Source organism: Sinorhizobium sp. GQ132 (genome assembly GCF_059758575.1).
This window is the reverse complement of the sequence record NZ_JCAXDX010000005.1, coordinates 165,627-185,325: the sequence shown is the minus strand read 5'-3', so window position 1 is coordinate 185,325 and position 19,699 is coordinate 165,627. Positions and strand designations below refer to the sequence as shown.

Below are 19,699 nucleotides of genomic sequence, written 5' to 3'. Positions count from 1 at the left end.
CGATAGGCCCGTAAATCTCTCCGGTGCTCCAATGCCAGACCGATCCAACAGGGAGCCGCTTCTGCTTTGCCATCTCGGCGAACCGCTCGAATGTCACTGCTTCTGCGAGGAGTGAACGGCGTTCTCTGCGGGCGTTTTCGCGTTGGCGGGCTGGGTGGTCGATCATGACTATTCCCTGATGAGCATGGAGAGCGCTTTCGATAAACACTCTTCGCATACGCACGCCTCTGGTCCGCCCCACTCAGAGTCTTCACCAAGCCCCACAAGAAACTCAGATGAAGCGCCACATTCGTCGCACTCGATCGTCGTCCAGCTTTCATTGCCGATGATACGGTTGATATTCTCGGCCGTTACCTGATCTCCTGAAAGCGCACGAAGTTTCGGTATCTTTGCGCTGTGCTGCGGATATATGCCGTCGCCGTACTGCTTCTCGTATCGGTCGGCAGCACTGGCTATCACGTCGCTTCTACGGATGATCTCCATCAGTGCGTCCTCATAGCTGCTGCCGTCTCACGAAGCCTGCGGGCCATCTCCGCCTTGCGGGCGCGTTGTTCGGGTGTTTCGGGCTCTGGAGCGTGTGCGGGCTCTGGCCGGCCGTAGTTGGCCGATTGCGCGGGCATGGGGTTGCGCTCGTCGCGGAAGCTCTTGCCCTTCTGCATCCATTCGGCCTTGAAGCCCTGCCATCCGCGGTTAAGGTGCTCCTCTGCGGCCTCCACGGCATTGCCGGTCATCTCGTACTGCTTCAGCAGGGCCTTGGCGCCGCGGGCCGTGAGAGGGCATTTCAGGCCGCGCCGATGCGCGATTACGTCCTTCGCTAGTTCTTCGCCGAGGACAGGCGCTAGAATTTCAAGGATCTCTTTCAATTAAACCTCCACAATCTTGACTGCGGGAAACATCGCCTCGACCATCGCCTTTTTCAGCTTGTACTCAGGCGTGCGGAAACCTTTGGCATCTTCGACAATGCGCTTGTGGCCGTCGAAGTAGGCGAAGTCCGCGATGTATTTTGCTTGGCGCCCGTTCGGGTAGCCTTTGGATCGGATGAGAACCGGCCGATCGCCAACCTTGAGCTTAAACACCGGCTGCAGCTCTAGATGGGAGATTTCCCCCGCATCTTGGCGCGCCTTGAGCATCAGATAGCGCTGGGCCTCTCTCTTGCTGTCGAAGAGGTGAGAGCCGACGCGGACCTTCTTGTTGCCGTACTTGCTCGGCTTCCGCGGTTTGCCTTCTCGATATTCGGCTGCGCTCATGCGTTCGGTCACGCGGCCTCTCCCTGCCTCTGCGCTGCCCTACGGCAAAGCTCCGCTATCCTCTCGGCCCAGGCGAGACGGCGGCGCTTGTTCGCTATGTTCTGATCTGGCCAGGGCCGCTTTGATCCGGGGCCGTGGTCCTCCATCCACGTTTCGAGTTCGTGGACGTACTTGTCGGCCTCTGCTGCCATGTCAGCGTAGGAGGAGAACTCGGTCATTCTTCGCCGTCCCTGCCCTTCAGCTCCGGGCAGATCCATTCACCAAGCGACGAACCCCATTCGCGGAGCTTAGCGGCGATCCTCATGCGCTGAGACAAGCTGAGCCATCTGACGAATATGGGCGGTCTTGGCACGGTATTCGGCATGTTCTTTCCTCGCTTCCCGTAGCTCTTCTGCCGTCATGTAAAGCTCGACCATCTGGAAGTGCTTTACGATACGGCTTTCCTTGTTCCACCATCCTCGAAGGCGGCGCTCTGTCCATTGGTTCTCAGGGTCCGACCTATGAGGGAACCTAGCTCGCAGCTCCTTGAGCGCCGTACGGAGCATATCTCCGACGTGTCGCTTACCGCCGATCTCTTCAATCAAGAAATTTGCTGTTGCTACATCGTCCATTTTCTTGCTCTCTGCGTACTTTAGCTTTCCCAGATATTCGGGTGACTTTCCCGGCATTTCCTGAACCTCCTGTGCGATTGTCTCCTTGTTGAAGGAGATGCACATGCACAGGACATTCACACTTCACGTTCAGGAGCCGCGCGCCGCTGACGCCAATCAAACCGGCGCCGGCTCCCCTTCAAATTCCTTGCCTCATGTAGTCGCCTTGAATGATCTTCGCGGCACCACGATAAGCAGCGGCGGCCTCTTCCTTGGTTGCAAAGGTGCCGAGATGGACTGGCTTGCCGGCCGCTTTGATCAGGGCGACAAATCTCCCCTCGGTTACAGCTCTACGGACGCCTTTGAACCCTGTCGTGTTGCTCCTGGGGATACCGGTGTTATGGACGCTCTGGAGCGCAGTAGCTTCCCGCAGGTTGAAAGGACGGTTGTTCAGAGAATTCCCATCGATGTGATCAATGATCGGCGGTACATCTTCGAAATCGATACCCCGGCTCAAGGCGAAAACAACTCGATGCGCCATGAGAAGACGGTTGTTGACGCAGACCCTGAGTCTCGTTTTCTTCTTGTCGAGAACCCCCGCGACACGTCCGACACGCCTAGCGTTTATCCTTCTTGCATCGGCCTCGTCCCTGAAGTGACTGACGGGCCTCGCACGCCAAATAAGCGATCCGGTCTCCTCACGGAGATCGAAACACTCCCTAAGGAAGGAGAGAGTGATGGCTTTGAAGTCGATCTTGATCTTAGTCATTTCGTTAGCCTTGGTAGCGCTACAAACGCAGTCGTCATGCGGCTGAGTTCGAAACTGCCTCGGTTGAAAGTGACGCGGCTGACTCCGAGGGAGGAGGATCAGAGCCAGCCGCTATGATCGCCGGGGAGGAGGGAGCGGCGATCAATCTTGTTTCGGAGGAGCCGGGAGAGGCTTCCAATGGGTAGGTCTCCAATGGACGGGAAGACCTGTGTATGCATTGACCCAGAAACCGCAGGCCTCTCGCCGGTAAAACACGGGCTCCATTATCCCGGCTGTATGAGCAACCCAAACGGGCGTGCCGTCCTTCGGGGCGGTCTCGATCGGTTGCCACTCGCTCACTTGCCGGCCCTCACGCGAACCGGCGCCCAAAGCTCATCAGCCTTGGTCTGCGCCTTTTCGTGATCGACGGGCTCGTATCCAGCCTGCTCGAACACCTCGCAGCAGAACGCATAGACGCCGCAGCCAAAGAACATGCCGTTTACGAGAACCAGGAATGACCAGCCAAGAAATGCAGGGAGGTCGAGAATGATTTGCTCAGACATTTTGCGTTCCTCCGATGAGGCGTTCGAATTCGGATGGGGTTTCGTCGTGGCGGCGGTTCCAGCGATCGGAAGCGATCTCGCCGATGCCGATCGGTCCCTCAGCGTGACATTCACTGCACGTGACGAAGGCGTGCCCGCTCAGGCAATCGACCTTCTCTGGCTTGCCACCGCAGAAAGGGCAGTTCTTGAGCTTGACCCGATCGTCCTTGCTGAGATTGAGCGCGTTCATGGTTCAAGCCTCCGGCCATTCGGGCCAGCGCATCCAAGCCTTGGGTTCCTCGCCCTTCTTGAACATGCACCAGCGCTCCTGGTCTGGTATCCAGTAGGACACAGTGACCTTGCCGCACTTGCTGGCGAGGATGACTTCCTCCTGCTGGAAAGCCTCGAACGTCTTGTCGCCGTCCTTCGTGGTGACGGCCTTGGTGACCATCCTGCCGCGGGGGGCGGCTGCAATATCGAAATTCCAGTTCATATCGACCTCCGCGAGGTGCTGTGATGACCGTCGTGGGCAAGATGGGAGGAGATCGGGAAGGTCACATCACCCTCCTTGACTCTCTCCAGCCACGCGCAGAACGTGCATTCAGTTCAGATAGAGAGGGTTGGCTATGAGCCGAAATGACAGAGTTGGTAAACTCGAGATTGGCAACAGTGCATTTGACGTTTTCGATGACGGCGTTACGCCAGTATTCGTTGACCTGTTTTCCGAGTGCTCTGTTGTAAATGGCGTCATGAGAATAGGACTGGTTTCCGTTACCGCAGACGGCGACGGAGCGGCCGTAGCCCATGTCGTCAGCCGTCTGCGCATGAACCTCGCGACCGCTACCGACCTCCGCAATGCGCTTACCAATCTTCTCGATGGCAACGCCGAGGCGCGTGAGAAGGCTAATTGAACTCATTGAACGCCCTCCGGTACTTCCTTGAACCAATCGCGCATCTTGACCTTGCCCTTCGTGATCCTATCGATCATGTCGATCATCTCGATCGAAGGGCGGCGTTTACCGTTCACGTACCGGGTCACGGACGTTTGCGTGGTGCCGATCAAAGACGCGAATTCCGCGTGCGAGATGGCCTTGGTTTTGAGGTATGTTTCCAGCTTCATACCGCCAACATACCATAATGGCATAAGCAGTCAATACCAAATCATGCCGATATGGTTTTTGATTCCGATATCAATCTGGAATATTTTGCCGGGATGACGATGATCAGGGTTCTCCGCGAGAAATTAGGCTTAACGCAGCAGCAGTTAGCTGATGCGGCCGGAACTTCTCAGCCGCAAATCAGGCGCCTGGAGGCTGGCGATAGGAAGCTCACGAAGGAGTGGGCAGAGCGCTTGGCGCGCCCTCTCAACACAACCCCTGAAATTTTACTGTTCGGTGATCCGGCGAAGATTGCTACCGTTAACGATATCGGCTCCGTGCCTTCGACCACGTCAATTTCTGATCTTCCTAATGCAGAAATTCGCGGTAAGGTCGAAGGTCTTGGCCGAAAGATCCCGGTCTATGGGCAGGCCGTTGGGGGAGTTGACGGGGAGTTTTTGATGAACGGTACAATTCTGTACGAGGTAATGGCGCCGCCAGTTATCTCACACGTAAATAACGCCTATGCCGTCGCAGTTTCAGGGGACTCCATGTCCCCGCGATACGAGGACGGGGAGATTTGCTTTATCGACCCAGAAAGGCGCGTTCGGAAGGGCGATTACGTTATCGCTCAAGTCAGATTTGAGGAACATGGAGCGCCACTGGCTTACGTCAAGAGGTTCGTGAAACATAATTCGATCGAGCTTGTTTTGGAGCAGCTCAATCCGAAAAAGGAGCTGCGTTTTCCCGCTTCAAGCGTCGTCTCGGTTCACTTCATTGCTCTAGCAGGAATTGCCTGATCTCACCCTTCTAACAATTACCCTTCAGAGCAAGAACCTATAAACTAAATAACCTTTCCGTATTTCAGCTTACGTATATTCTAGGGCAACCATTGCCACAATATCGTAGCAGCCATTGCACTTATTGGTATGCTACAGCCATGGAAAATTAAGCGCGTAAATGTTTCCCACGTTCGGCCTTGAGGTGCGCAAGATGAGCTTATAGTCATCTGCGCACAATTTATCCAAGGCGCTCGAAACGGCGCGTCTGCTTACCCCCGTCTCTCTAGAAATCGTGTTTATCGTCGGCCAGCAAAATTGCTGGGTCGCGCGCAGTCGCATGGCTATGTGCACGGCGACCCGAGCGGCGGTGTGATCCAGATCGGGATCGTTAACCACCATCCGAATCCAGGCATCGCGATTCTTCAAGAATTTGGTCGTCTCGGTATTTTTTTCGCTCATACCAAGTTTATATACCGATACGGTATTGACTGTCTATGCCATTCTGGTATTCTCTCCTCATTGAAAGCAGCCACGAAGACGCCGCGGCAGATCTGGTTGCCTCACTCAAACGGAGACGAGAGATGCACCAGTCAGCCTTCATCAACTACCTGAACACCGAAGCTCGCGGCATCCCGGCTGCCATCGTCCTACAGGTCAAGCGCGAAGCTAGAGCACGCATCGTAGAACGCCTTCAGGCTGGCCGCGCTGATTGCGAACTCACCTTCACCGATTTGTTCGATCGCTGCGAAGGCGCCCGCCTGAAGTGATCCCCTTCGGCATCCCGCACACAGCGGCGGGATATCGAAAGTGATCTCCCACGCAAGGAGCTACGCAAATGAGCATCCCCGACATTAAGCAAATCATGATCGGTCGCATTGAGGAACTGTTCGTGTCGATCTCGGGCAATAGCAGCGACGAAGACTGCCAGCATGCGCTGAAACGCTACCTCATGAGCAATTACTCAGACCTCGCCTCTCTGAGCTTCTGGCTTGGCTGCAACGCAGAGGTATTCCAGAGGGAGGCCGTTCCTGCCGCTGATCTGGTGGACGATGCGTATTTCGAGCTGATGAGAGAGCGCGAATTCGAAGACCCGACACCCCGCCAGCCCTATTCCACGCTCAACGCTCGCCAGCAGTTCGGCGCCGTAGTCGAAGGAGCCCAGCTATGAGCGAGAAGATCGAAGACGGCGTTTATGCACAGGGGTTCGGAGATGGAATTCGAGAAGCCGCCAAGGCGCTGCGAGATGCCGCAAGGGGTCACGACGAACAGTCTGTCTCAAGCAAGAAGGTTCTTGAGTCTCAGGCCCATAAATTGGCTTCAGCGATCCTATCCAGTTGGGCGAATGGCCTAGAAATCAATGCCGAAGGCTTCGGAAAGGTAGGATCCTAATGCGCGCTGAGAACGAAACCCTCAAGGCAACATTGCGCATGCAGCTCGCATGGATCCGCCATTGGCGCGATGACCTGCGGCACAACCTGCGCCCGACGCTCGACAGCCTCGCAGACGCGGAAGAGGCGATCAACTCCGCCCTGTCCCGCACTCGCAGTCTGGAGGACGCGGCATGAGCATCATCCTCGCAATCATCATCCTACTGATCGGCATCGTCATAGGCGCAGCGCTCGTTTTCTGGCTGGGCAAATCAGCCGGGCCGATGTTTTGAGGGAAACACCATGCACATTTCACACAGGCATTCCGACGAAGACACAGTAACGAGACTGAGATCGGGACCGAACAGTTCAGACCCAGTATTTGAAGTGGCTGCCGATGAAATAGAGGCGCTTAGATCTGAGGTTGAACACCTCAAGTCCTTGAATAAGGACGCTCACGCCATCATCGACAAGATTTGGGCCATCTTCGGCACGCCTACCTACGAGCAGCTAGAAGGCAGATCGATCTACGACATGGTTCAGAACTGCGTAGATAGGGAGCGCGAAGCAGCAGCAGTCAATGAACAGATGATTGGCGTCATAATGGACCGGGGCGCAGAACTAGAGGCCAAGGAAGCCGAGAACAAATCTATTCGAGAAATATATGCCAAGGAAGGTGCGAAGGCCCTTGTCTTGCAGGAGAAGCTTTCGGCTGCCCAAGAGGCATTGAGGCGAATAGCCAAGGCCGATTTCCTCGATTTCTCCCTAGCTCCTGAACGAAGCGCGGCAGCTATCGCTCGAAGAGCCCTAGAGGACCGGTCATGACCCGCTTCCTCCGCACCAGATCCGCCGAACTTGCCTTTGCCGTCGCGGTCTTCGCGTGGCTCGGCTTCAGCTTTGCCGGCGCCCTTTAACACCGAGAGGACTTTCTAATGTCTGCAGTTGTCAAACATGAAGAGATCGAAACCGCGCCGGCCGTGACGTCGGAGAGCGCCGCCATCTTCCATATCATCGAGCGCGCCGCCAGAGACCCGAACGTAGACATCGACAAGATGCAGCGCCTGATGGAGATGCGTGAGCGCGAAATGGCGCGTCTGGCGCAGGTCGAGTTTAACAAGGCGATGAAGGCCGCCCAGGCTGATATGCCTCAGGTTGTCCGGGATGCCGACAACGATCAGACCAAATCGCGCTATGCACGGTATGAGACGATCAGCGAGGCAATCCAGCCGATCATCACGAAACACGGATTTTCGCTGACGTTCAGCGAGGGGACGCCAGCGAAGGACAACCACATCCGCGTCCTTTGCGACGTGATGCACGAGGGCGGCCACACCAAACAGTATCACGCCGATATCCCGTTCGATAACGTCGGCATGAAGGGCAACGCCAACAAGACGAACACTCACGCGTACGGCTCAACGAAGAGTTACGGCAAGCGATACCTGAAGTGCGATATCTTCGACGTTGCCCTCAAGAACGAGGATGACGACGGCAATTCGGCCGGCGGAGAGACACCTCAGGAGCGGATCAACGAAGAACAGCTCCAAGCGTTGCAGAAGTTAATCGAAGAGACACAAAGCGACATCGTGAAGTTCTGCCAGTTGGGCAAGATCGCGGCGCTTCCGGACATGCTTGCTCGCGACTTCGAACCGGCAGTTCGCCTTCTCAATGAGAAAAAGGCGAGGATGCCGAAATGATGCGGGTCTTCAACATCGAGCAGGGCGAGAAAGCTTGGCGCCTAGCCAGGCTCGGCATTCCAACGGCAAGCAAGTTCTCGACGGTGATGGCAAAGGGCGAAGGAAAGACGCGCAGTGAATACATGCGCCTCCTAGCTGGGGAAATCCTGACGGGAGAACCCGCCGAGACCTTCAAAAATGCCCACATGGACCGCGGGAAAACCATGGAGGATGAGGCGCGGGAAACCTACGCATTCATCGAGTCCGCCGAGATTACTCGCGTTGGCTTCATCCGCAACGGCAACAAGGGCGCTAGCCCGGACAGCCTCGTAGGCGAGAACGGAGGGCTGGAGATCAAGACGGCCCTGCCGCACATCCAGATCGATCGGCTCGAACGGAACCGGCTTCCTCCCGAGCATAAGGCCCAGGTTCAAGGCAATATCTGGCTCGCAGAGCGTGAATGGTGGGATTTTGTGAGCTACTGGCCGCGCCTGCCGCTCTTGACCGTCCGCGTCTACCGGGACGCCGAATACATCAAACAGATGTCCGACGAGATCGACCGCTTCAACGATGAGTTGGCGGGGCTTGTCGAGCGCATCCGTGCCTATCACCCATCAAACAGCATGGAGGCCGCGTAATGGCTGGCTCAGTCAACAAGGTAATTCTTATCGGCAACGTTGGGGCTGATCCGGAAATTCGGCGCACCCAATCAGGAACGCCAATCGCGAACCTTCGTATCGCTACATCGGAGAGTTGGAAGGATCGCAGCAGCGGTGAGCGCAAGGAAAAAACAGAGTGGCACACCGTGGTGTGTTTCAACGAGGGCCTTTGCAAGGTCATCGAGCAGTACGTCAAAAAGGGCTCGAAAGTATACGTCGAGGGCTCCATCCAGACCAGGAAATGGGCCGACCAGCAAGGCAACGACCGATATTCAACAGAGGTCGTGTTGCAGGCCTTCGGCGGGACGCTCACGCTTCTAGACGCCCCCAGCGGAGACCGCCAGCCAAGGCAGCAGAGCGGCAACGCTAGCGGATACAAGCAGCCGGCCGGCTACAACCCCGACAATCCAGACGATTTTCCGTTCTGAGGTGGGCCATGGCGAAGAAACCAGAGAAGCCCGTTTACGCATTCATCCGCCACGGCAACTCGTTGCGGCCAGAGATGCAGTACGACATGCAGGCCCTCGACGGCATCGAACAAGGCCAGCGCGTCAAGCTCGAAATCAAGCAATGGCGCAACCTGGACCGGCTCAAAGCCTATTGGGCGACCCTGCAGGACTGCGTTGACGCGACAGGCTGCGCGCCCAGCAAGGAAGCGCTGGACGCCTATATCAGGCCGGCAGTCAACTTTGTCGACACCATCCGCCTCGCCAACGGCTTTCTGGTTGGCGTCCCGCGCGCGATCAACACCAGGCAGTGCGACGAGCCCGAGATGATCGCGTTTTTCAATTCGGTCACGGAATTGCTCGCGAGAGATTTCGGCTACGTCGCGCCAACTCCCGAGGAAAGAGCGAGGGCAGCAGCATGATGACACCCGACCAGAAGATCAAGATGCTACACGACATCTGCGACCGTCATCCTCATATGCGCATAAACAACGCGCTGTGGAAGATCCGCAAGGCAGAAAAGGCGGAGGAGTTGCGCCGGCCGGCAGTCAACCCGCGCGGTATCGTGAAGATGCTGTGGAAATTGACAGGTCGTGCGTAGATGGCTCGCAAGTCCTTCTCCAGAACAGAGCGCGTTCGCCTCTTCGACCTCCACGGCGGCAAATGCCATCTATGCGGCGAGAAGATCAAGGTCGGCGATGCGTGGGACCTAGAGCACCTTGTCCCGTGGGAACTGACCAGAGACGACTCCGACGACAACGTCAAGCCCGCGCACAAGTCCTGCCACAAGGCAAAGACGGCTGACGATGTTGCGGCCATCCGCAAGGCCGACCGGATCCGCGCGAAGCATATTGGCGCGTGGCCGAAGTCGAAAAGCACCATTCAGAGCCGCGGCTTTCCGAAGTCGAGAGAGCCATTCAACGCGAGGGAACGGACATGACGGACCACCGAGAGATATGGCTCAACTGCAAGTGCTCCGAAGGTCATGGCAGGGAATGGTGCCAAGATCCGGTTTTCGCCCGCTGCGAAGAATGCGGCGCCGAGCCGGTCAAATACATTCGCGCTGATCTTGCCTGCCTTCTCGATAAGCCGGAGGCGGTAGAGGGGGAGCCGGTGGAGTGGCAACGCTTTGTTGAAGGCTTTGGCTGGCAGCGCGTCAATGACGAGGACGTTGCGCATTACCGAGACAAGGGTGTCACGCTTCGCCCGCTCTACACGCGCCCCGCCGATCTGGACGCCGCAAAGAGCGAGATTGAGCGGCTACGGAAAGCGTTGAAGCCGTTTGCGATGGCGGCCAAGAACGACACGTCTAAGCTGACGGTTTCTGACTTTAACGCAGCCCTTGCTGCATATGGCGCCGAGAAGGAAGGGCGATGAGCGCTTCACGTCGGCTTGTCATAGAAGTTTCGCGGCCGTCTCTGCGGCTTCTCCTTCTCCGCCGGTCGGATTTCCTCGATGTCATCGACATAAAGCGTAACGGGCGTGGCAATACCGCGAAGCCTTACGGAGATCATGCCGTCGTCGCCTATCCTCGTGACGGTGCCAGAGAGCAGAACGCGACAGCCTTTTTCAATTTTCCTCGACATTCAAATTACATGGGGCGCCAAGGAGCGCGGGCAAGATGAGCGAGAGCGAGAGGTGGGCCGACATCGAAGGCTTCGAAGGTCTTTACCAAGTCTCGGACCAAGGGAACGTTCGCTCGCTGAGAACGGGGAAAAACCTATCGACGAATAGCAAAACAGCCGGAGGGTATGTTCCCGTTCAGCTTCACAAAAACGGAAAGCCGAAAAGAGTGGTCGTACACCGCCTTGTCGCTGCTGCATTCGTTGACGGCGAAGGGCCAGAGGTAAATCACAAGAACGGATGCAAAACGGACAATCGTGCAGAAAATCTTGAGTGGGTTACCAGATCTGAGAACGTGACCCACGCTTATTACGAGCTTGGCTACCGGGTTAGGCCGGTTATCGCAATCAGCGTCATTGACGGTTCAACACGAGAGTACCGATCGGTTTGCGAAGCCGCCAGGGACGGTTTCAGGGATGCTCACATTTATCGGTGCCTGAACAACCCTCACAAAATTACAAAAGGTTATTACTGGAGACGTCCTACCGAGGCGAAAGAAGGTGAGAGATGACGGACGAACGTTTTAAATCCACCCCTCCCGCAGCGCCGGTAAGGGTGCCAGCGCCCCATGTACAAATGACGGGTATCGATCTGCTTCGCCGCGAGGTCGAGAAACTTTGCACCCGCGACCAAGGGGAGGACGGCGCGCTTGTTTCTAGGGCATCCGTCCTTGCGCTCATCGATCTTATGCCAAGTGGGCTTCACTCTGACGATCTCGCCGTAGACCGCTTCGCTGTTGCGATGAAAGCGAAGCTCGCAAAGAAGCGTGCTGACGGGCGCGGCGGTTGGGAAAATCCCGACGAGTGCTCCATTGCCTTCCTATCCGAACTGCTTCGAGAGCATGTCAACAAGGGCGATCCCGTCGATGTAGGCAACCTCTCCATGATGATCCATCAGCGCGGAGGGATAATCGAATGAGCCAGCATTGCAAAGCTAACCCATGCTGTGGCGACGTCCCATGCACCGGAATTCCGCTTCCGCAACACGCATCCGGCCTTCCGGCGCACAATAAGAACATTCACATGGGAGCGGCCCAGAGAACGTCGCCAGCGGATCACGACAAACTAGCTGTTGCTCTTAAGGGGTTGCTCGCGATCATCTCAGACAGCGTTGGCGTATCCGGATATGAGCCGGGACGAGTAACGCCGTGGGACGAGTTTCCCGAGGTGGCCTATGCCCTCTCCGCCTCTCCCTCCCCGGTTGGCCGGGAGCTGATAGAGCGGCTGGTGACACCGCACTCGTATGCTCAGGAATACGAGTTTCGCGGCGACGGCGGGGATTATGTCCCGACAGATGGCGAGCGCACGATGATCGAAGACGCGATCTGCGGCTATCTCGGTGAGGTCGATGACGCACGCGACGCCATGCGGGAGGCGCTGAAAGAGATTGCTGCGTATGAACCGGTGAAGCCGAGCGACAACCCTCTCGCGTGGCGCTTTATCCAAAAAGCCCGCACCGCCCTCCTCGCAGCCAAGGAGCAGCAGCCATGACCGATAAGCTTACCAAGTGCCTAGCATGCAGCGGTCTAGGCTATCACCGTTGCGATTGCTGGCCGGGTGATTGCATCTGCGGCCACGGCGACGAGACGTGCGAAGAATGCGGCGGCGATGGCTTCATCGATCCTAGCTACGACGACTTCGACCCACACTTCGAGACCCCCTCTCCCAAGCCGGAGGCGGTGAGCGAAGGAGGTGATGACGAATGACGACGCTAGTATTCACCCCGGCCAGCCTTGCAGAGCGCTGGGAATGTTCCGAGCGGCATGTAAGGAACCTGATATCATCGGGCGAATTGCCTTCCTTCCGTCTCGGGGGCAAGCTGCTCAGAATCCGAAAAGAAGACGTGGAGAAGTTCGAATGCCAGAATGGCGTATCACCCGACTACGCGGAGAATTCTGCATCACCTGGGACGACAAGGATGGAGTCCGCAGACGTTATCGCCTTGGAACGACCGATGCCCAAGAGGCGGCCCGCCGCGCCCCGGCTCGATACGCGGAACTCACTCGGCCGGTAGGAACAAACGTCAAGGCCCTATGGGATAGCTACGTGCTCGACAAGGACGGCCTAGCCGTCCTTTCTACTATGAAGCACACGTGGAAGGCCCTAGCGCCGCGCTTCGCCAATCTGGATGGCTCGGCCGTTTCCGTCGCCGACTGCAGGGCTCACACCGAGGAGCGTAGAAAGGCCGGGATCAAAGATGGCACGATCCACACAGAGCTAGGGCATTTGCGCATGGTGTTGAAATGGGCTGAGAACAACAGCCTGATCAGCAAGGCGCCGCATATAGAGCGACCGGCAAAGCCAGACCCGAAAGAATACCACATCACGCGGGTCGAAGCGGCGCGGCTACGTGAGAGCGCGAACTCTCCGCATATCGCCCTTGCAATACGGCTGCTGATAGCGACGGGAGCACGCAGCACGGCGGCCCTGGAGCTGACGTGGGATCGCGTTGATTTCGAAAGGGGGATTATCAATCTTCGAAACCCGTTCGACCGCACGCGAAGGAAGGGGCGCGCGGCAGTCCCGATGAACGATCAGCTTCGCGCCGATCTGCTGGACGCCAAGAAGGGCGCCATGTCCCCATTCGTAATAGAATGGGCCGGGAACAGGGTGAAGTCGATTAAGAAGGGATTGAAGGCGGCGGGTAAAGCGGCAGGGCTGCCGGAAGTGTCACCGCACGTCTTGCGCCACTCTGCTGCCGTTTGGATGGCAGAGGACGGGCACAGCATGTCAGAGATTGCCCAATTTCTGGGGCACAGCAATACGAAGGTCACGGAAAAGGTATACGCGCGCTTCAGCCCGAATTATCTGCGCAATCTAGCCTCGTCCCTGACCTTCTAGTTTGCGTAGTGCTCCCTGGCACGGCTGAACCCGTAAACAAGAACGAAACATGATTGGCATGCCGAAAACCGCATGTTGCGTAGCGCTCTTTTCCCGGAAACACAGGGCTTGCGGTACGGGGAAGAATGTTGACATCGTAGGGGTCACAAGTTCGATCCTTGTCACGCCCACCATCCCAGTTTCAAAAGGGCTTACGGGAGACCGCAAGCCCTTTTTCATCCCCCCAGCCTCGCTGATCGGAGCAGAGCATTTTCCGCCCGTAACCGAAGCCCGGTCCGGAACCTCTAAACGGCGGCGATTCTGCCGGCTTGTCGAAAGCGCGCGCGGGTTTTCGAATCGTTGTCACATGGTCTTCATGTTCGCTTGTTAAGAGATACCCACCTCGCCATTGACCACGGATGTACTGGCATCGGCTGAAGGTGTTGAGGAAGGTCGGGTTCAGCCCGGCCTTTTTTCTTGCGCGGAGCCGAGCCGGTGCGAGCACGCGCCGCCGGAAATAATCTGGCGCGGAAGATGACGCGCGCGCAATTTTGCGCTACTACCCCCCTGCAACGGCGCTCTGCGATCGCCACATCCGCCTAATGACATTCGTCCGTGAAGGAACACGTTCATGCCTGCCTATCGCTCCCGCACCACCACCCACGGCCGCAACATGGCCGGCGCCCGCGGCCTCTGGCGCGCGACGGGCATGAAGGACAGCGACTTCGGCAAGCCTATCATCGCGGTGGTGAACTCGTTCACGCAGTTCGTGCCGGGCCATGTGCATCTGAAGGACCTCGGCCAGCTCGTCGCGCGCGAGATCGAGGCGGCCGGCGGCGTCGCCAAGGAATTCAATACGATCGCGGTCGACGACGGCATCGCCATGGGCCATGACGGCATGCTCTACTCGCTGCCCTCGCGTGAGATCATCGCCGACAGCGTCGAATATATGGTGAACGCCCATTGCGCCGACGCCATGGTCTGCATCTCCAATTGCGACAAGATCACCCCCGGCATGCTGATGGCGGCATTGCGCCTCAACATTCCGGCCGTCTTCGTCTCCGGCGGGCCGATGGAGGCCGGCAAGGTGGTGCTGCACGGCAAGACGCATGCGCTCGACCTCGTCGACGCGATGGTCGCTGCCGCCGACGACAAGATTTCCGACGAGGACGTCAAGATCATCGAGCGCTCCGCCTGCCCGACCTGCGGCTCCTGCTCCGGCATGTTCACGGCCAATTCGATGAACTGTCTGACCGAGGCGCTTGGCCTGTCGCTGCCCGGCAACGGCTCGACGCTCGCGACCCATGCCGACCGCAAGCGCCTGTTCGTCGAGGCCGGCCACCTCGTCGTCGATCTGGCGCGCCGCTATTACGAGCAGGAGGATGAGCGGGTGCTGCCCCGCAACATCGCCACCAAGCAGGCCTTCGAGAACGCCATGGCGCTCGACATCGCCATGGGCGGCTCGACCAATACGGTGCTCCACATCCTTGCCGCCGCCTATGAGGGCGAGATCGACTTCACCATGGACGATATCGACCGGCTGTCGCGCAAGGTCCCGTGCCTGTCGAAGGTCGCTCCGGCGAAAGCCGACGTGCACATGGAAGACGTACACCGGGCCGGCGGCATCATGTCGATCCTCGGCGAGCTGGACAAGGGCGGCCTTATCAACCGCGACTGCCCGACTGTCCACGCCGAGACGCTCGGCGCCGCCATCGACCGCTGGGACATCACCCGCACGTCGAGCGACACTGTCCGAAACTTCTTCCGCGCCGCTCCCGGAGGCATTCCGACGCAGGTCGCCTTCAGCCAGGAGGCACGCTGGGACGAGCTCGATACCGACCGCGAAAACGGCGTCATCCGGTCGGTCGAACATCCCTTTTCGAAGGATGGTGGCCTCGCGGTACTCAAGGGCAACATCGCGCTCGACGGCTGCATCGTGAAAACCGCGGGCGTGGACGAGAGCATCCTGAAATTCTCCGGCCCGGCGCGCGTCTTCGAGAGCCAGGACGCCGCCGTGAAGGGCATCCTCTCCAACGAGATCAAAGCCGGCGACGTCGTCGTCATCCGCTACGAGGGGCCGAAGGGCGGACCGGGGATGCAGGAAATGCTCTACCCCACGAGCTACCTGAAGTCGAAGGGTCTCGGCAAAGCCTGTGCGCTGATCACCGATGGACGCTTCTCCGGCGGCACCTCCGGTCTTTCGATCGGCCACGTCTCGCCCGAAGCGGCGAACGGCGGAACGATCGGGCTGGTGCGCGAGGGCGACATGATCGATATCGACATTCCGAACCGGACCATCAGTCTGCGGGTGGACGAGGCCGAGCTTGCCGCTCGCCGCACCGAACAGGACGCCAAAGGCTGGAAGCCGGTCGAGCAACGCAAGCGCCGGGTGACGACCGCGCTCAAGGCCTACGCGGCCTTTGCGACATCAGCCGACCGCGGCGCCGTGAGAGATCTGGGCGACCGTTAAGCTAACGGCATTGCAGCTGTCGAACAGGCTCCCGCCGCGGCGGGAGCCTTTTCGTTTCGGAGCTGTCAATTCACATGTGCCGCGTCTCGGCCGGTGCATTCCACCAGTTGTTGTGGAGCCCGTCCATATATCGGATCGGCAGGGCCGCAAACTCGGCAGGATCGACCCCGTCGAGGCATGCGACATTGATGGAGACGAAGGCGCCGCCGATCTCTTCGACATAGCCGTGGCCATAGGGCGTCACGCCGCACGCCGTGCAGAACCGATGATGGCCGCTCATCGTGCCGAACTGATAATCGCCGATGCCTGCCTCCTCGCACATCAGCCGGAAATCCTCCGGCTTCACGCTCGCGCCCCAATAACGCAGTTTCGAGCAGTACGAGCAATTGCAGCGGCTGGTTCCCGCTTCGAGATCGATGTCGACCTCGAACCGGATCCGTCCACAGTGGCAGCTGCCCTGATAGGTCTTTTGCATCCTCGTTTCTCCCCGTTTGAACTTAAATCTTCCAGATTCCTTGATGTTCAATGATCGCAGGCTTGCCAAGCATCGAACATAGTGACAACATGTTGTCATCTAAGCGGAACGACAATATGTTGTCAATATGAATCCAAGCTCTCGTACACCGCCCGGCGACGCCTTCGCAGAGTTCGCCATCTCGGTCCTTCGCCTCGCCGGACATCTGACCTCCGAAGGAGATAGGCTCGCGCAACCATCCGGCCAGAGCAGCGCCCGCTGGCAGGTTCTGGCCGCGGCTCGACATGCTGCCATGTCGGTTGCCGATACCGCGCGTGCACTCGGGCTCGCCCGGCAGGGGGTACAGCGCATTGCCGACATTCTGAAAGCCGAGGGTTTGATAGAGTACCGGGACAATCCCGCACATCAGCGCGCGAAGCTGATTGTGCTCACGCCGCGGGGCGAGACGGTCCTCGCCGAGATCACCGCACGCCAGACCGTCTGGGCGAATGAGCTTGGCAGCGAAGTCGGAGAGGAAAAGCTGCGGCGGGCGACAGTGCTCGTCGGAGAAATCATCGCGCTCTTCCGCGAGCGCGGTGCGGCGGCCCCGCCGTAAGCGCCGCCGGCAAACGGTTGTTGCAAACGAAGACGGCAGCGGCGGTGTCGCCGGCTATCGCTAGCTACCCTTCCGCTCCTCGTTCCCGTGCCTGTCACCGGAATCCAGCCAGCCCAAGTCCTTGGGCTGGAAAGAACCCCCACGCCGCGAAGGCAGCGCTGCTTGTGCTTGTGACAAGCACAGAAATCAGGAAAACACGAAATCACAATGATTTAGGTCGGGCCGACCTGAATCATGATCGATTCCAGAAGACGCGGGATGCGGGCGGAAAACCGCACGCAATTTTCCTCGTCCCGCTACAAGCGCAAGCAACCGTCCGTCAGCCGCCGCGCTCGATTTCCGCGAAGATCTTCTCCGCGGCCGCCTTCGATTTTCCGGGATATTTGATGCCCTTGACCGCTTCGAGGTTCGCCGGCTCTCCGACCACGATGGCGCCGATCATGCCCATGCCCAGATGCGGCGTGCATTGATACATGTAGACACCGGGCTCGCTCAGCGTCACGCTGACCTCTTCGTTGATCTTGCCCTTCCAGCTCTCTGCCCCTTCCGGCGCACCGCCCTTCATCAGAGCTGAATTGTGCCCCTTGTTCGTCGCCACGAAGGTGATGGTGTCTCCGGGCTGGGCACGCACGACTGCGGGCTCGAATGCCATTATCCGGCCGTCGGCGGCCTTGTTCAGCATTTCGATGCGAAATTCCTCGGCCTGTACCTGACCTGCGTACGCCGCCCCCAACATCGCCAAAAGCATCATTCTTGTCTTCAACGCACTCTCCTCTGCTTGACGAGCAACGCTCGCATGACGCCGATCACTCGGCCTTTCCGGCAACCGTCGAGACATAAAGCGCGACGGCCTCGATTTCTTCGTCCGTGAGGATTTCGTTGGCCGGCATCGGGCCTATGCCGTTGATGACGGCCGTGCTCACCCTCTCCGCGTCCGGTGCGAGTTCGTCGAGGTTGGGTCCAACTTCCCCGACGGCCTCCGCATCCGCCAGCGTATGACAGAGCGCACATTGGGGTTCCGACCGTTCGAGGAATATCTCTTTACCGAGCGCAAGCTTGTCTTCTTCGGCGGATGCCGTGATCGTCGACAGGCCGATGGTTACGCAGGTGAGCACGGCCGCGATACGGCGGCTTGAAGCATAGGTCATGTTCTGATCCGAAACTGATGGGAGAAGATCGTGAAACAGGGTTCCGCGGCATCCGCAGCGGAACCCTTCGTTTCATCAGGAGACAGTGAGCTTGACGCCCGGCGCACGCCAGCCGTTATGGCTGTAGCCGGCTCCATTCATTTCGCTTTCCTCGGGCTGTACGTTGCCCTCGGTGTCCGTCGCACGGCTGACGAGCGTGTAGGTCCCGGGCGCCAGGTCGGCCGAGAGGACGAAGACGCGCCAGGCGAAACGTCCAAGGTCGGGTCCGACGAACTCGGCTTCCTGCCACGTCTGGCCGCCGTCCACAGAGACTCCCACGCTCTTGCAGGCATTCATTCCGCCGAAGGCGACGCCGGCAATCTGAACCGGGCCCGCTTTTGCGGCCTCCTGCGCGGTGGTGATCCAGGACTTCACCGGCTGCTCCCAGACCGACGGCTGGTCGGGAGAGCCTTTCTCTCCGAGTGCGTGCACCCGATAGCTGGACTTCTGGATCTTCGCGTCCGTCTCGGCCTCGGTCAGGGCGACAGCCTTGACATATTTGATGTTGTTGACGCCGGAATAGCCGGGGACGACCATGCGCAGCGGGCCCCCATGGGCGAGGGAAAGAGGCCTCCCGTTCATTTCCCATGCCAGGATCACATTATCGAGGTTCGAGATCGGGACGGAGCGCTCGACCACCAGAAGCTTGGGGTCGAGCCCTGCCGGAAGCTCCTCACCGCCCGTCCCCGTGATGAAGCGGGCGCCTTCCGCCGGGCCGCCGAGGGCCTCGACAACGGCCTTCAGAGGGACGCCGCTCCAGATGACGCAGCCCGCAGCACCCACCGTCCAGGGCGTGCCGCTCATTTTCTGACCTTCCGTCAGTTGATCCTTGAAATATTTGCGCCCATTGCCTGAACATTGCAGAACAGTCGCCGCCGTCACCAGGCCCAGAGTCTTCAGTTCGGCGACCGTGAGCGTCCGCGGCTCCTTTACGCCTGATATCTCCACCTTCCATCCGTCGCGATCGGCAAGAATCGATTCCGGAGGCGTGTTGACGTTGTTGCGGATGTAGAGCTTCTCCTCGGGCGTGATGACGCTGGTGCCGAACTCGCTCCGCTTGGTCTCCAGCGTCTTGTCGCTATGGACGATCAGCGCATCGGCGTCCTTCCAGGCAAGGTAGTCGGGCAGAGGCGTCGTCTCCTTGGCCTCTGCAAGCCCAGCGGTTCCGGCAGCAACGACAGCTCCGGCGCTCCCGGTCAGAAAACTCCGCCGCTTCATGGTCAGCATCTCAGTCAAGTCGCGTCTCCCTTTTCCCGGATGGCAGCATGCCGATCCGATCGTCCCCGAAATGACTGGAAGAGACGAACGACGCACCGGAAAATTCCCTCCGGCTGATCATTTTTCTGAACTGGCAGCGTCGCGCGTCCGATCGGGCG

39 protein-coding genes are annotated in these 19,699 nt (G+C 58.7%); 21 read left to right on the top strand and 18 right to left on the bottom strand.

Features of this window, described 5'->3' with window-relative positions; translation table 11 throughout:
- Positions 1–168 precede the first annotated feature (168 nt).
- The 12 genes from AC6CIG_RS15120 to AC6CIG_RS15065 all read right to left on the bottom strand — a co-directional run bounded on the left by AC6CIG_RS15120 (position 169) and on the right by AC6CIG_RS15065 (position 4,247).
- Positions 169–483: a hypothetical protein gene (locus tag AC6CIG_RS15120; RefSeq protein ID WP_498322916.1), complete on the bottom strand. Its 315-nt coding sequence runs from the start codon at positions 481–483 to the stop codon at positions 169–171.
- Positions 483–863, bottom strand: coding sequence for a hypothetical protein (locus tag AC6CIG_RS15115; RefSeq protein ID WP_498322915.1), 381 nt, complete (start codon positions 861–863; stop codon positions 483–485). The genes AC6CIG_RS15120 and AC6CIG_RS15115 overlap by 1 nt, the downstream gene beginning before the upstream one ends.
- A complete protein-coding gene (locus tag AC6CIG_RS15110; RefSeq protein WP_498322913.1) occupies positions 864–1,259 on the bottom strand; it encodes a DUF1064 domain-containing protein in 396 nt (131 codons plus the stop codon). It abuts the gene before it with no gap.
- Positions 1,256–1,465, bottom strand: coding sequence for a hypothetical protein (locus AC6CIG_RS15105; protein ID WP_498322911.1), 210 nt, complete (start codon positions 1,463–1,465; stop codon positions 1,256–1,258). Before AC6CIG_RS15105 ends, AC6CIG_RS15110 begins: the two co-directional genes overlap by 4 nt.
- A gap of 69 nt (positions 1,466–1,534) precedes the next feature.
- Entirely contained in the window at positions 1,535–1,963 is a 429-nt protein-coding gene (locus AC6CIG_RS15100; RefSeq protein ID WP_498322910.1) for a hypothetical protein, read from the bottom strand.
- Between the two features lie 73 nt (positions 1,964–2,036).
- Positions 2,037–2,606 (bottom strand): HNH endonuclease, encoded by a 570-nt coding sequence (locus AC6CIG_RS15095; protein WP_498322909.1) that lies wholly within the window; start codon positions 2,604–2,606, stop codon positions 2,037–2,039.
- 141 nt (positions 2,607–2,747) lie between these two features.
- Positions 2,748–2,945, bottom strand: a complete 198-nt coding sequence (locus AC6CIG_RS15090; RefSeq protein ID WP_498322908.1) for a DUF551 domain-containing protein — start codon at positions 2,943–2,945, stop codon at positions 2,748–2,750.
- Complete coding sequence (locus AC6CIG_RS15085; protein ID WP_498322907.1) at positions 2,942–3,148, bottom strand: hypothetical protein; 207 nt, start codon at positions 3,146–3,148, stop codon at positions 2,942–2,944. The genes AC6CIG_RS15090 and AC6CIG_RS15085 overlap by 4 nt, the downstream gene beginning before the upstream one ends.
- The gene (locus AC6CIG_RS15080) at positions 3,141–3,377 is read right to left on the bottom strand and encodes a hypothetical protein (RefSeq protein WP_498322905.1); all 237 of its coding nucleotides are present in this window, start codon (positions 3,375–3,377) and stop codon (positions 3,141–3,143) included. Before AC6CIG_RS15080 ends, AC6CIG_RS15085 begins: the two co-directional genes overlap by 8 nt.
- Before the next feature lie 3 nt (positions 3,378–3,380).
- Complete coding sequence (locus AC6CIG_RS15075) at positions 3,381–3,620, bottom strand: hypothetical protein (protein ID WP_498322903.1); 240 nt, start codon at positions 3,618–3,620, stop codon at positions 3,381–3,383.
- Between the two features lie 61 nt (positions 3,621–3,681).
- Positions 3,682–4,044 carry a hypothetical protein gene (locus AC6CIG_RS15070; RefSeq protein ID WP_498322902.1) on the bottom strand — a complete coding sequence of 121 codons (363 nt, stop codon included), beginning with the start codon at positions 4,042–4,044 and terminating at the stop codon, positions 3,682–3,684.
- Positions 4,041–4,247 (bottom strand): helix-turn-helix domain-containing protein, encoded by a 207-nt coding sequence (locus AC6CIG_RS15065; RefSeq protein WP_498322900.1) that lies wholly within the window; start codon positions 4,245–4,247, stop codon positions 4,041–4,043. Before AC6CIG_RS15065 ends, AC6CIG_RS15070 begins: the two co-directional genes overlap by 4 nt.
- 51 nt (positions 4,248–4,298) lie before the next feature.
- Here AC6CIG_RS15065 and AC6CIG_RS15060 point away from each other — a divergent pair, with 51 nt between their 5' ends.
- Positions 4,299–5,024, top strand: a complete 726-nt coding sequence (locus AC6CIG_RS15060; protein ID WP_498322898.1) for an XRE family transcriptional regulator — start codon at positions 4,299–4,301, stop codon at positions 5,022–5,024.
- 132 nt (positions 5,025–5,156) lie between these two features.
- Here AC6CIG_RS15060 and AC6CIG_RS15055 read toward each other — a convergent pair whose 3' ends face one another.
- The gene (locus AC6CIG_RS15055) at positions 5,157–5,405 is read right to left on the bottom strand and encodes a helix-turn-helix domain-containing protein (RefSeq protein WP_498323026.1); all 249 of its coding nucleotides are present in this window, start codon (positions 5,403–5,405) and stop codon (positions 5,157–5,159) included.
- Positions 5,406–5,587: 182 nt separating this feature from the next.
- On the opposite strand from AC6CIG_RS15055, the gene AC6CIG_RS15050 reads away from it, so the two are divergent.
- From AC6CIG_RS15050 to AC6CIG_RS14995, 12 genes are all read left to right on the top strand, one after another.
- A complete protein-coding gene (locus tag AC6CIG_RS15050) occupies positions 5,588–5,773 on the top strand; it encodes a hypothetical protein (RefSeq protein ID WP_498322897.1) in 186 nt (61 codons plus the stop codon).
- Positions 5,774–5,841: 68 nt separating this feature from the next.
- Complete coding sequence (locus AC6CIG_RS15045) at positions 5,842–6,174, top strand: hypothetical protein (RefSeq protein WP_498322895.1); 333 nt, start codon at positions 5,842–5,844, stop codon at positions 6,172–6,174.
- Complete coding sequence (locus AC6CIG_RS15040; protein ID WP_498322893.1) at positions 6,171–6,395, top strand: hypothetical protein; 225 nt, start codon at positions 6,171–6,173, stop codon at positions 6,393–6,395. Before AC6CIG_RS15045 ends, AC6CIG_RS15040 begins: the two co-directional genes overlap by 4 nt.
- A complete protein-coding gene (locus AC6CIG_RS15035; protein WP_498322891.1) occupies positions 6,395–6,571 on the top strand; it encodes a hypothetical protein in 177 nt (58 codons plus the stop codon). Before AC6CIG_RS15040 ends, AC6CIG_RS15035 begins: the two co-directional genes overlap by 1 nt.
- Positions 6,572–6,676: 105 nt before the next feature.
- Positions 6,677–7,198 carry a hypothetical protein gene (locus tag AC6CIG_RS15030; RefSeq protein ID WP_498322890.1) on the top strand — a complete coding sequence of 174 codons (522 nt, stop codon included), beginning with the start codon at positions 6,677–6,679 and terminating at the stop codon, positions 7,196–7,198.
- A gap of 107 nt (positions 7,199–7,305) precedes the next feature.
- Entirely contained in the window at positions 7,306–8,070 is a 765-nt protein-coding gene (locus tag AC6CIG_RS15025) for an ERF family protein (RefSeq protein WP_498322889.1), read from the top strand.
- The gene (locus AC6CIG_RS15020; protein ID WP_498322887.1) at positions 8,067–8,687 is read left to right on the top strand and encodes a lambda exonuclease family protein; all 621 of its coding nucleotides are present in this window, start codon (positions 8,067–8,069) and stop codon (positions 8,685–8,687) included. The genes AC6CIG_RS15025 and AC6CIG_RS15020 overlap by 4 nt, the downstream gene beginning before the upstream one ends.
- Positions 8,687–9,136 (top strand): single-stranded DNA-binding protein, encoded by a 450-nt coding sequence (gene ssb, locus AC6CIG_RS15015; protein ID WP_498322885.1) that lies wholly within the window; start codon positions 8,687–8,689, stop codon positions 9,134–9,136. Before AC6CIG_RS15020 ends, ssb begins: the two co-directional genes overlap by 1 nt.
- Before the next feature lie 8 nt (positions 9,137–9,144).
- Positions 9,145–9,576 carry a hypothetical protein gene (locus AC6CIG_RS15010; protein ID WP_498322883.1) on the top strand — a complete coding sequence of 144 codons (432 nt, stop codon included), beginning with the start codon at positions 9,145–9,147 and terminating at the stop codon, positions 9,574–9,576.
- On the top strand, positions 9,576–9,755 hold the full coding sequence (locus tag AC6CIG_RS15005; protein WP_498322882.1) for a hypothetical protein: 180 nt from the start codon (positions 9,576–9,578) through the stop codon (positions 9,753–9,755). Before AC6CIG_RS15010 ends, AC6CIG_RS15005 begins: the two co-directional genes overlap by 1 nt.
- Entirely contained in the window at positions 9,756–10,094 is a 339-nt protein-coding gene (locus tag AC6CIG_RS15000) for an HNH endonuclease (RefSeq protein WP_498322880.1), read from the top strand.
- Positions 10,091–10,531 carry a hypothetical protein gene (locus tag AC6CIG_RS14995; protein WP_498322878.1) on the top strand — a complete coding sequence of 147 codons (441 nt, stop codon included), beginning with the start codon at positions 10,091–10,093 and terminating at the stop codon, positions 10,529–10,531. The genes AC6CIG_RS15000 and AC6CIG_RS14995 overlap by 4 nt, the downstream gene beginning before the upstream one ends.
- Before the next feature lie 5 nt (positions 10,532–10,536).
- On the opposite strand, the gene AC6CIG_RS14990 is transcribed toward AC6CIG_RS14995, so the two are convergent.
- Positions 10,537–10,668: a hypothetical protein gene (locus tag AC6CIG_RS14990; protein WP_498322877.1), complete on the bottom strand. Its 132-nt coding sequence runs from the start codon at positions 10,666–10,668 to the stop codon at positions 10,537–10,539.
- A 107-nt stretch (positions 10,669–10,775) separates the two neighbouring features.
- Between AC6CIG_RS14990 and AC6CIG_RS14985 the strand changes: the two genes are divergently transcribed.
- The 7 genes from AC6CIG_RS14985 (at position 10,776) to ilvD (ending at position 16,066) form a co-directional block, all read left to right on the top strand.
- Positions 10,776–11,288 carry an NUMOD4 domain-containing protein gene (locus AC6CIG_RS14985; protein ID WP_498322875.1) on the top strand — a complete coding sequence of 171 codons (513 nt, stop codon included), beginning with the start codon at positions 10,776–10,778 and terminating at the stop codon, positions 11,286–11,288.
- A complete protein-coding gene (locus AC6CIG_RS14980) occupies positions 11,285–11,695 on the top strand; it encodes a hypothetical protein (protein WP_498322874.1) in 411 nt (136 codons plus the stop codon). The genes AC6CIG_RS14985 and AC6CIG_RS14980 overlap by 4 nt, the downstream gene beginning before the upstream one ends.
- A 104-nt stretch (positions 11,696–11,799) precedes the next feature.
- Positions 11,800–12,267 carry a hypothetical protein gene (locus AC6CIG_RS14975; protein ID WP_498322872.1) on the top strand — a complete coding sequence of 156 codons (468 nt, stop codon included), beginning with the start codon at positions 11,800–11,802 and terminating at the stop codon, positions 12,265–12,267.
- Positions 12,264–12,482, top strand: a complete 219-nt coding sequence (locus tag AC6CIG_RS14970; RefSeq protein WP_498322871.1) for a hypothetical protein — start codon at positions 12,264–12,266, stop codon at positions 12,480–12,482. The genes AC6CIG_RS14975 and AC6CIG_RS14970 overlap by 4 nt, the downstream gene beginning before the upstream one ends.
- Positions 12,479–12,790 carry a helix-turn-helix domain-containing protein gene (locus AC6CIG_RS14965; RefSeq protein WP_498322870.1) on the top strand — a complete coding sequence of 104 codons (312 nt, stop codon included), beginning with the start codon at positions 12,479–12,481 and terminating at the stop codon, positions 12,788–12,790. Before AC6CIG_RS14970 ends, AC6CIG_RS14965 begins: the two co-directional genes overlap by 4 nt.
- A 32-nt stretch (positions 12,791–12,822) precedes the next feature.
- Entirely contained in the window at positions 12,823–13,617 is a 795-nt protein-coding gene (locus tag AC6CIG_RS14960) for a tyrosine-type recombinase/integrase (RefSeq protein WP_440852326.1), read from the top strand.
- A gap of 610 nt (positions 13,618–14,227) precedes the next feature.
- A complete protein-coding gene (gene ilvD, locus AC6CIG_RS14955; protein WP_127709078.1) occupies positions 14,228–16,066 on the top strand; it encodes a dihydroxy-acid dehydratase in 1,839 nt (612 codons plus the stop codon).
- A gap of 70 nt (positions 16,067–16,136) precedes the next feature.
- Here the strand turns inward: ilvD and AC6CIG_RS14950 are convergent, their stop codons facing one another.
- A complete protein-coding gene (locus AC6CIG_RS14950; RefSeq protein ID WP_127709080.1) occupies positions 16,137–16,541 on the bottom strand; it encodes a GFA family protein in 405 nt (134 codons plus the stop codon).
- Positions 16,542–16,668: 127 nt separating this feature from the next.
- Between AC6CIG_RS14950 and AC6CIG_RS14945 the strand changes: the two genes are divergently transcribed.
- Positions 16,669–17,136, top strand: a complete 468-nt coding sequence (locus tag AC6CIG_RS14945; protein ID WP_437408062.1) for a MarR family winged helix-turn-helix transcriptional regulator — start codon at positions 16,669–16,671, stop codon at positions 17,134–17,136.
- Positions 17,137–17,455: 319 nt separating this feature from the next.
- On the opposite strand, the gene AC6CIG_RS14940 is transcribed toward AC6CIG_RS14945, so the two are convergent.
- The 3 genes from AC6CIG_RS14940 to sorT all read right to left on the bottom strand — a co-directional run bounded on the left by AC6CIG_RS14940 (position 17,456) and on the right by sorT (position 19,559).
- The gene (locus tag AC6CIG_RS14940) at positions 17,456–17,899 is read right to left on the bottom strand and encodes a pseudoazurin (RefSeq protein WP_127709084.1); all 444 of its coding nucleotides are present in this window, start codon (positions 17,897–17,899) and stop codon (positions 17,456–17,458) included.
- Positions 17,900–17,942: 43 nt separating this feature from the next.
- Positions 17,943–18,284: a SorU family sulfite dehydrogenase c-type cytochrome subunit gene (gene sorU, locus AC6CIG_RS14935; RefSeq protein WP_018096746.1), complete on the bottom strand. Its 342-nt coding sequence runs from the start codon at positions 18,282–18,284 to the stop codon at positions 17,943–17,945.
- A 75-nt stretch (positions 18,285–18,359) separates the two neighbouring features.
- Entirely contained in the window at positions 18,360–19,559 is a 1,200-nt protein-coding gene (gene sorT, locus AC6CIG_RS14930) for a SorT family sulfite dehydrogenase catalytic subunit (protein ID WP_201269662.1), read from the bottom strand.
- Positions 19,560–19,699 lie beyond the last annotated feature (140 nt).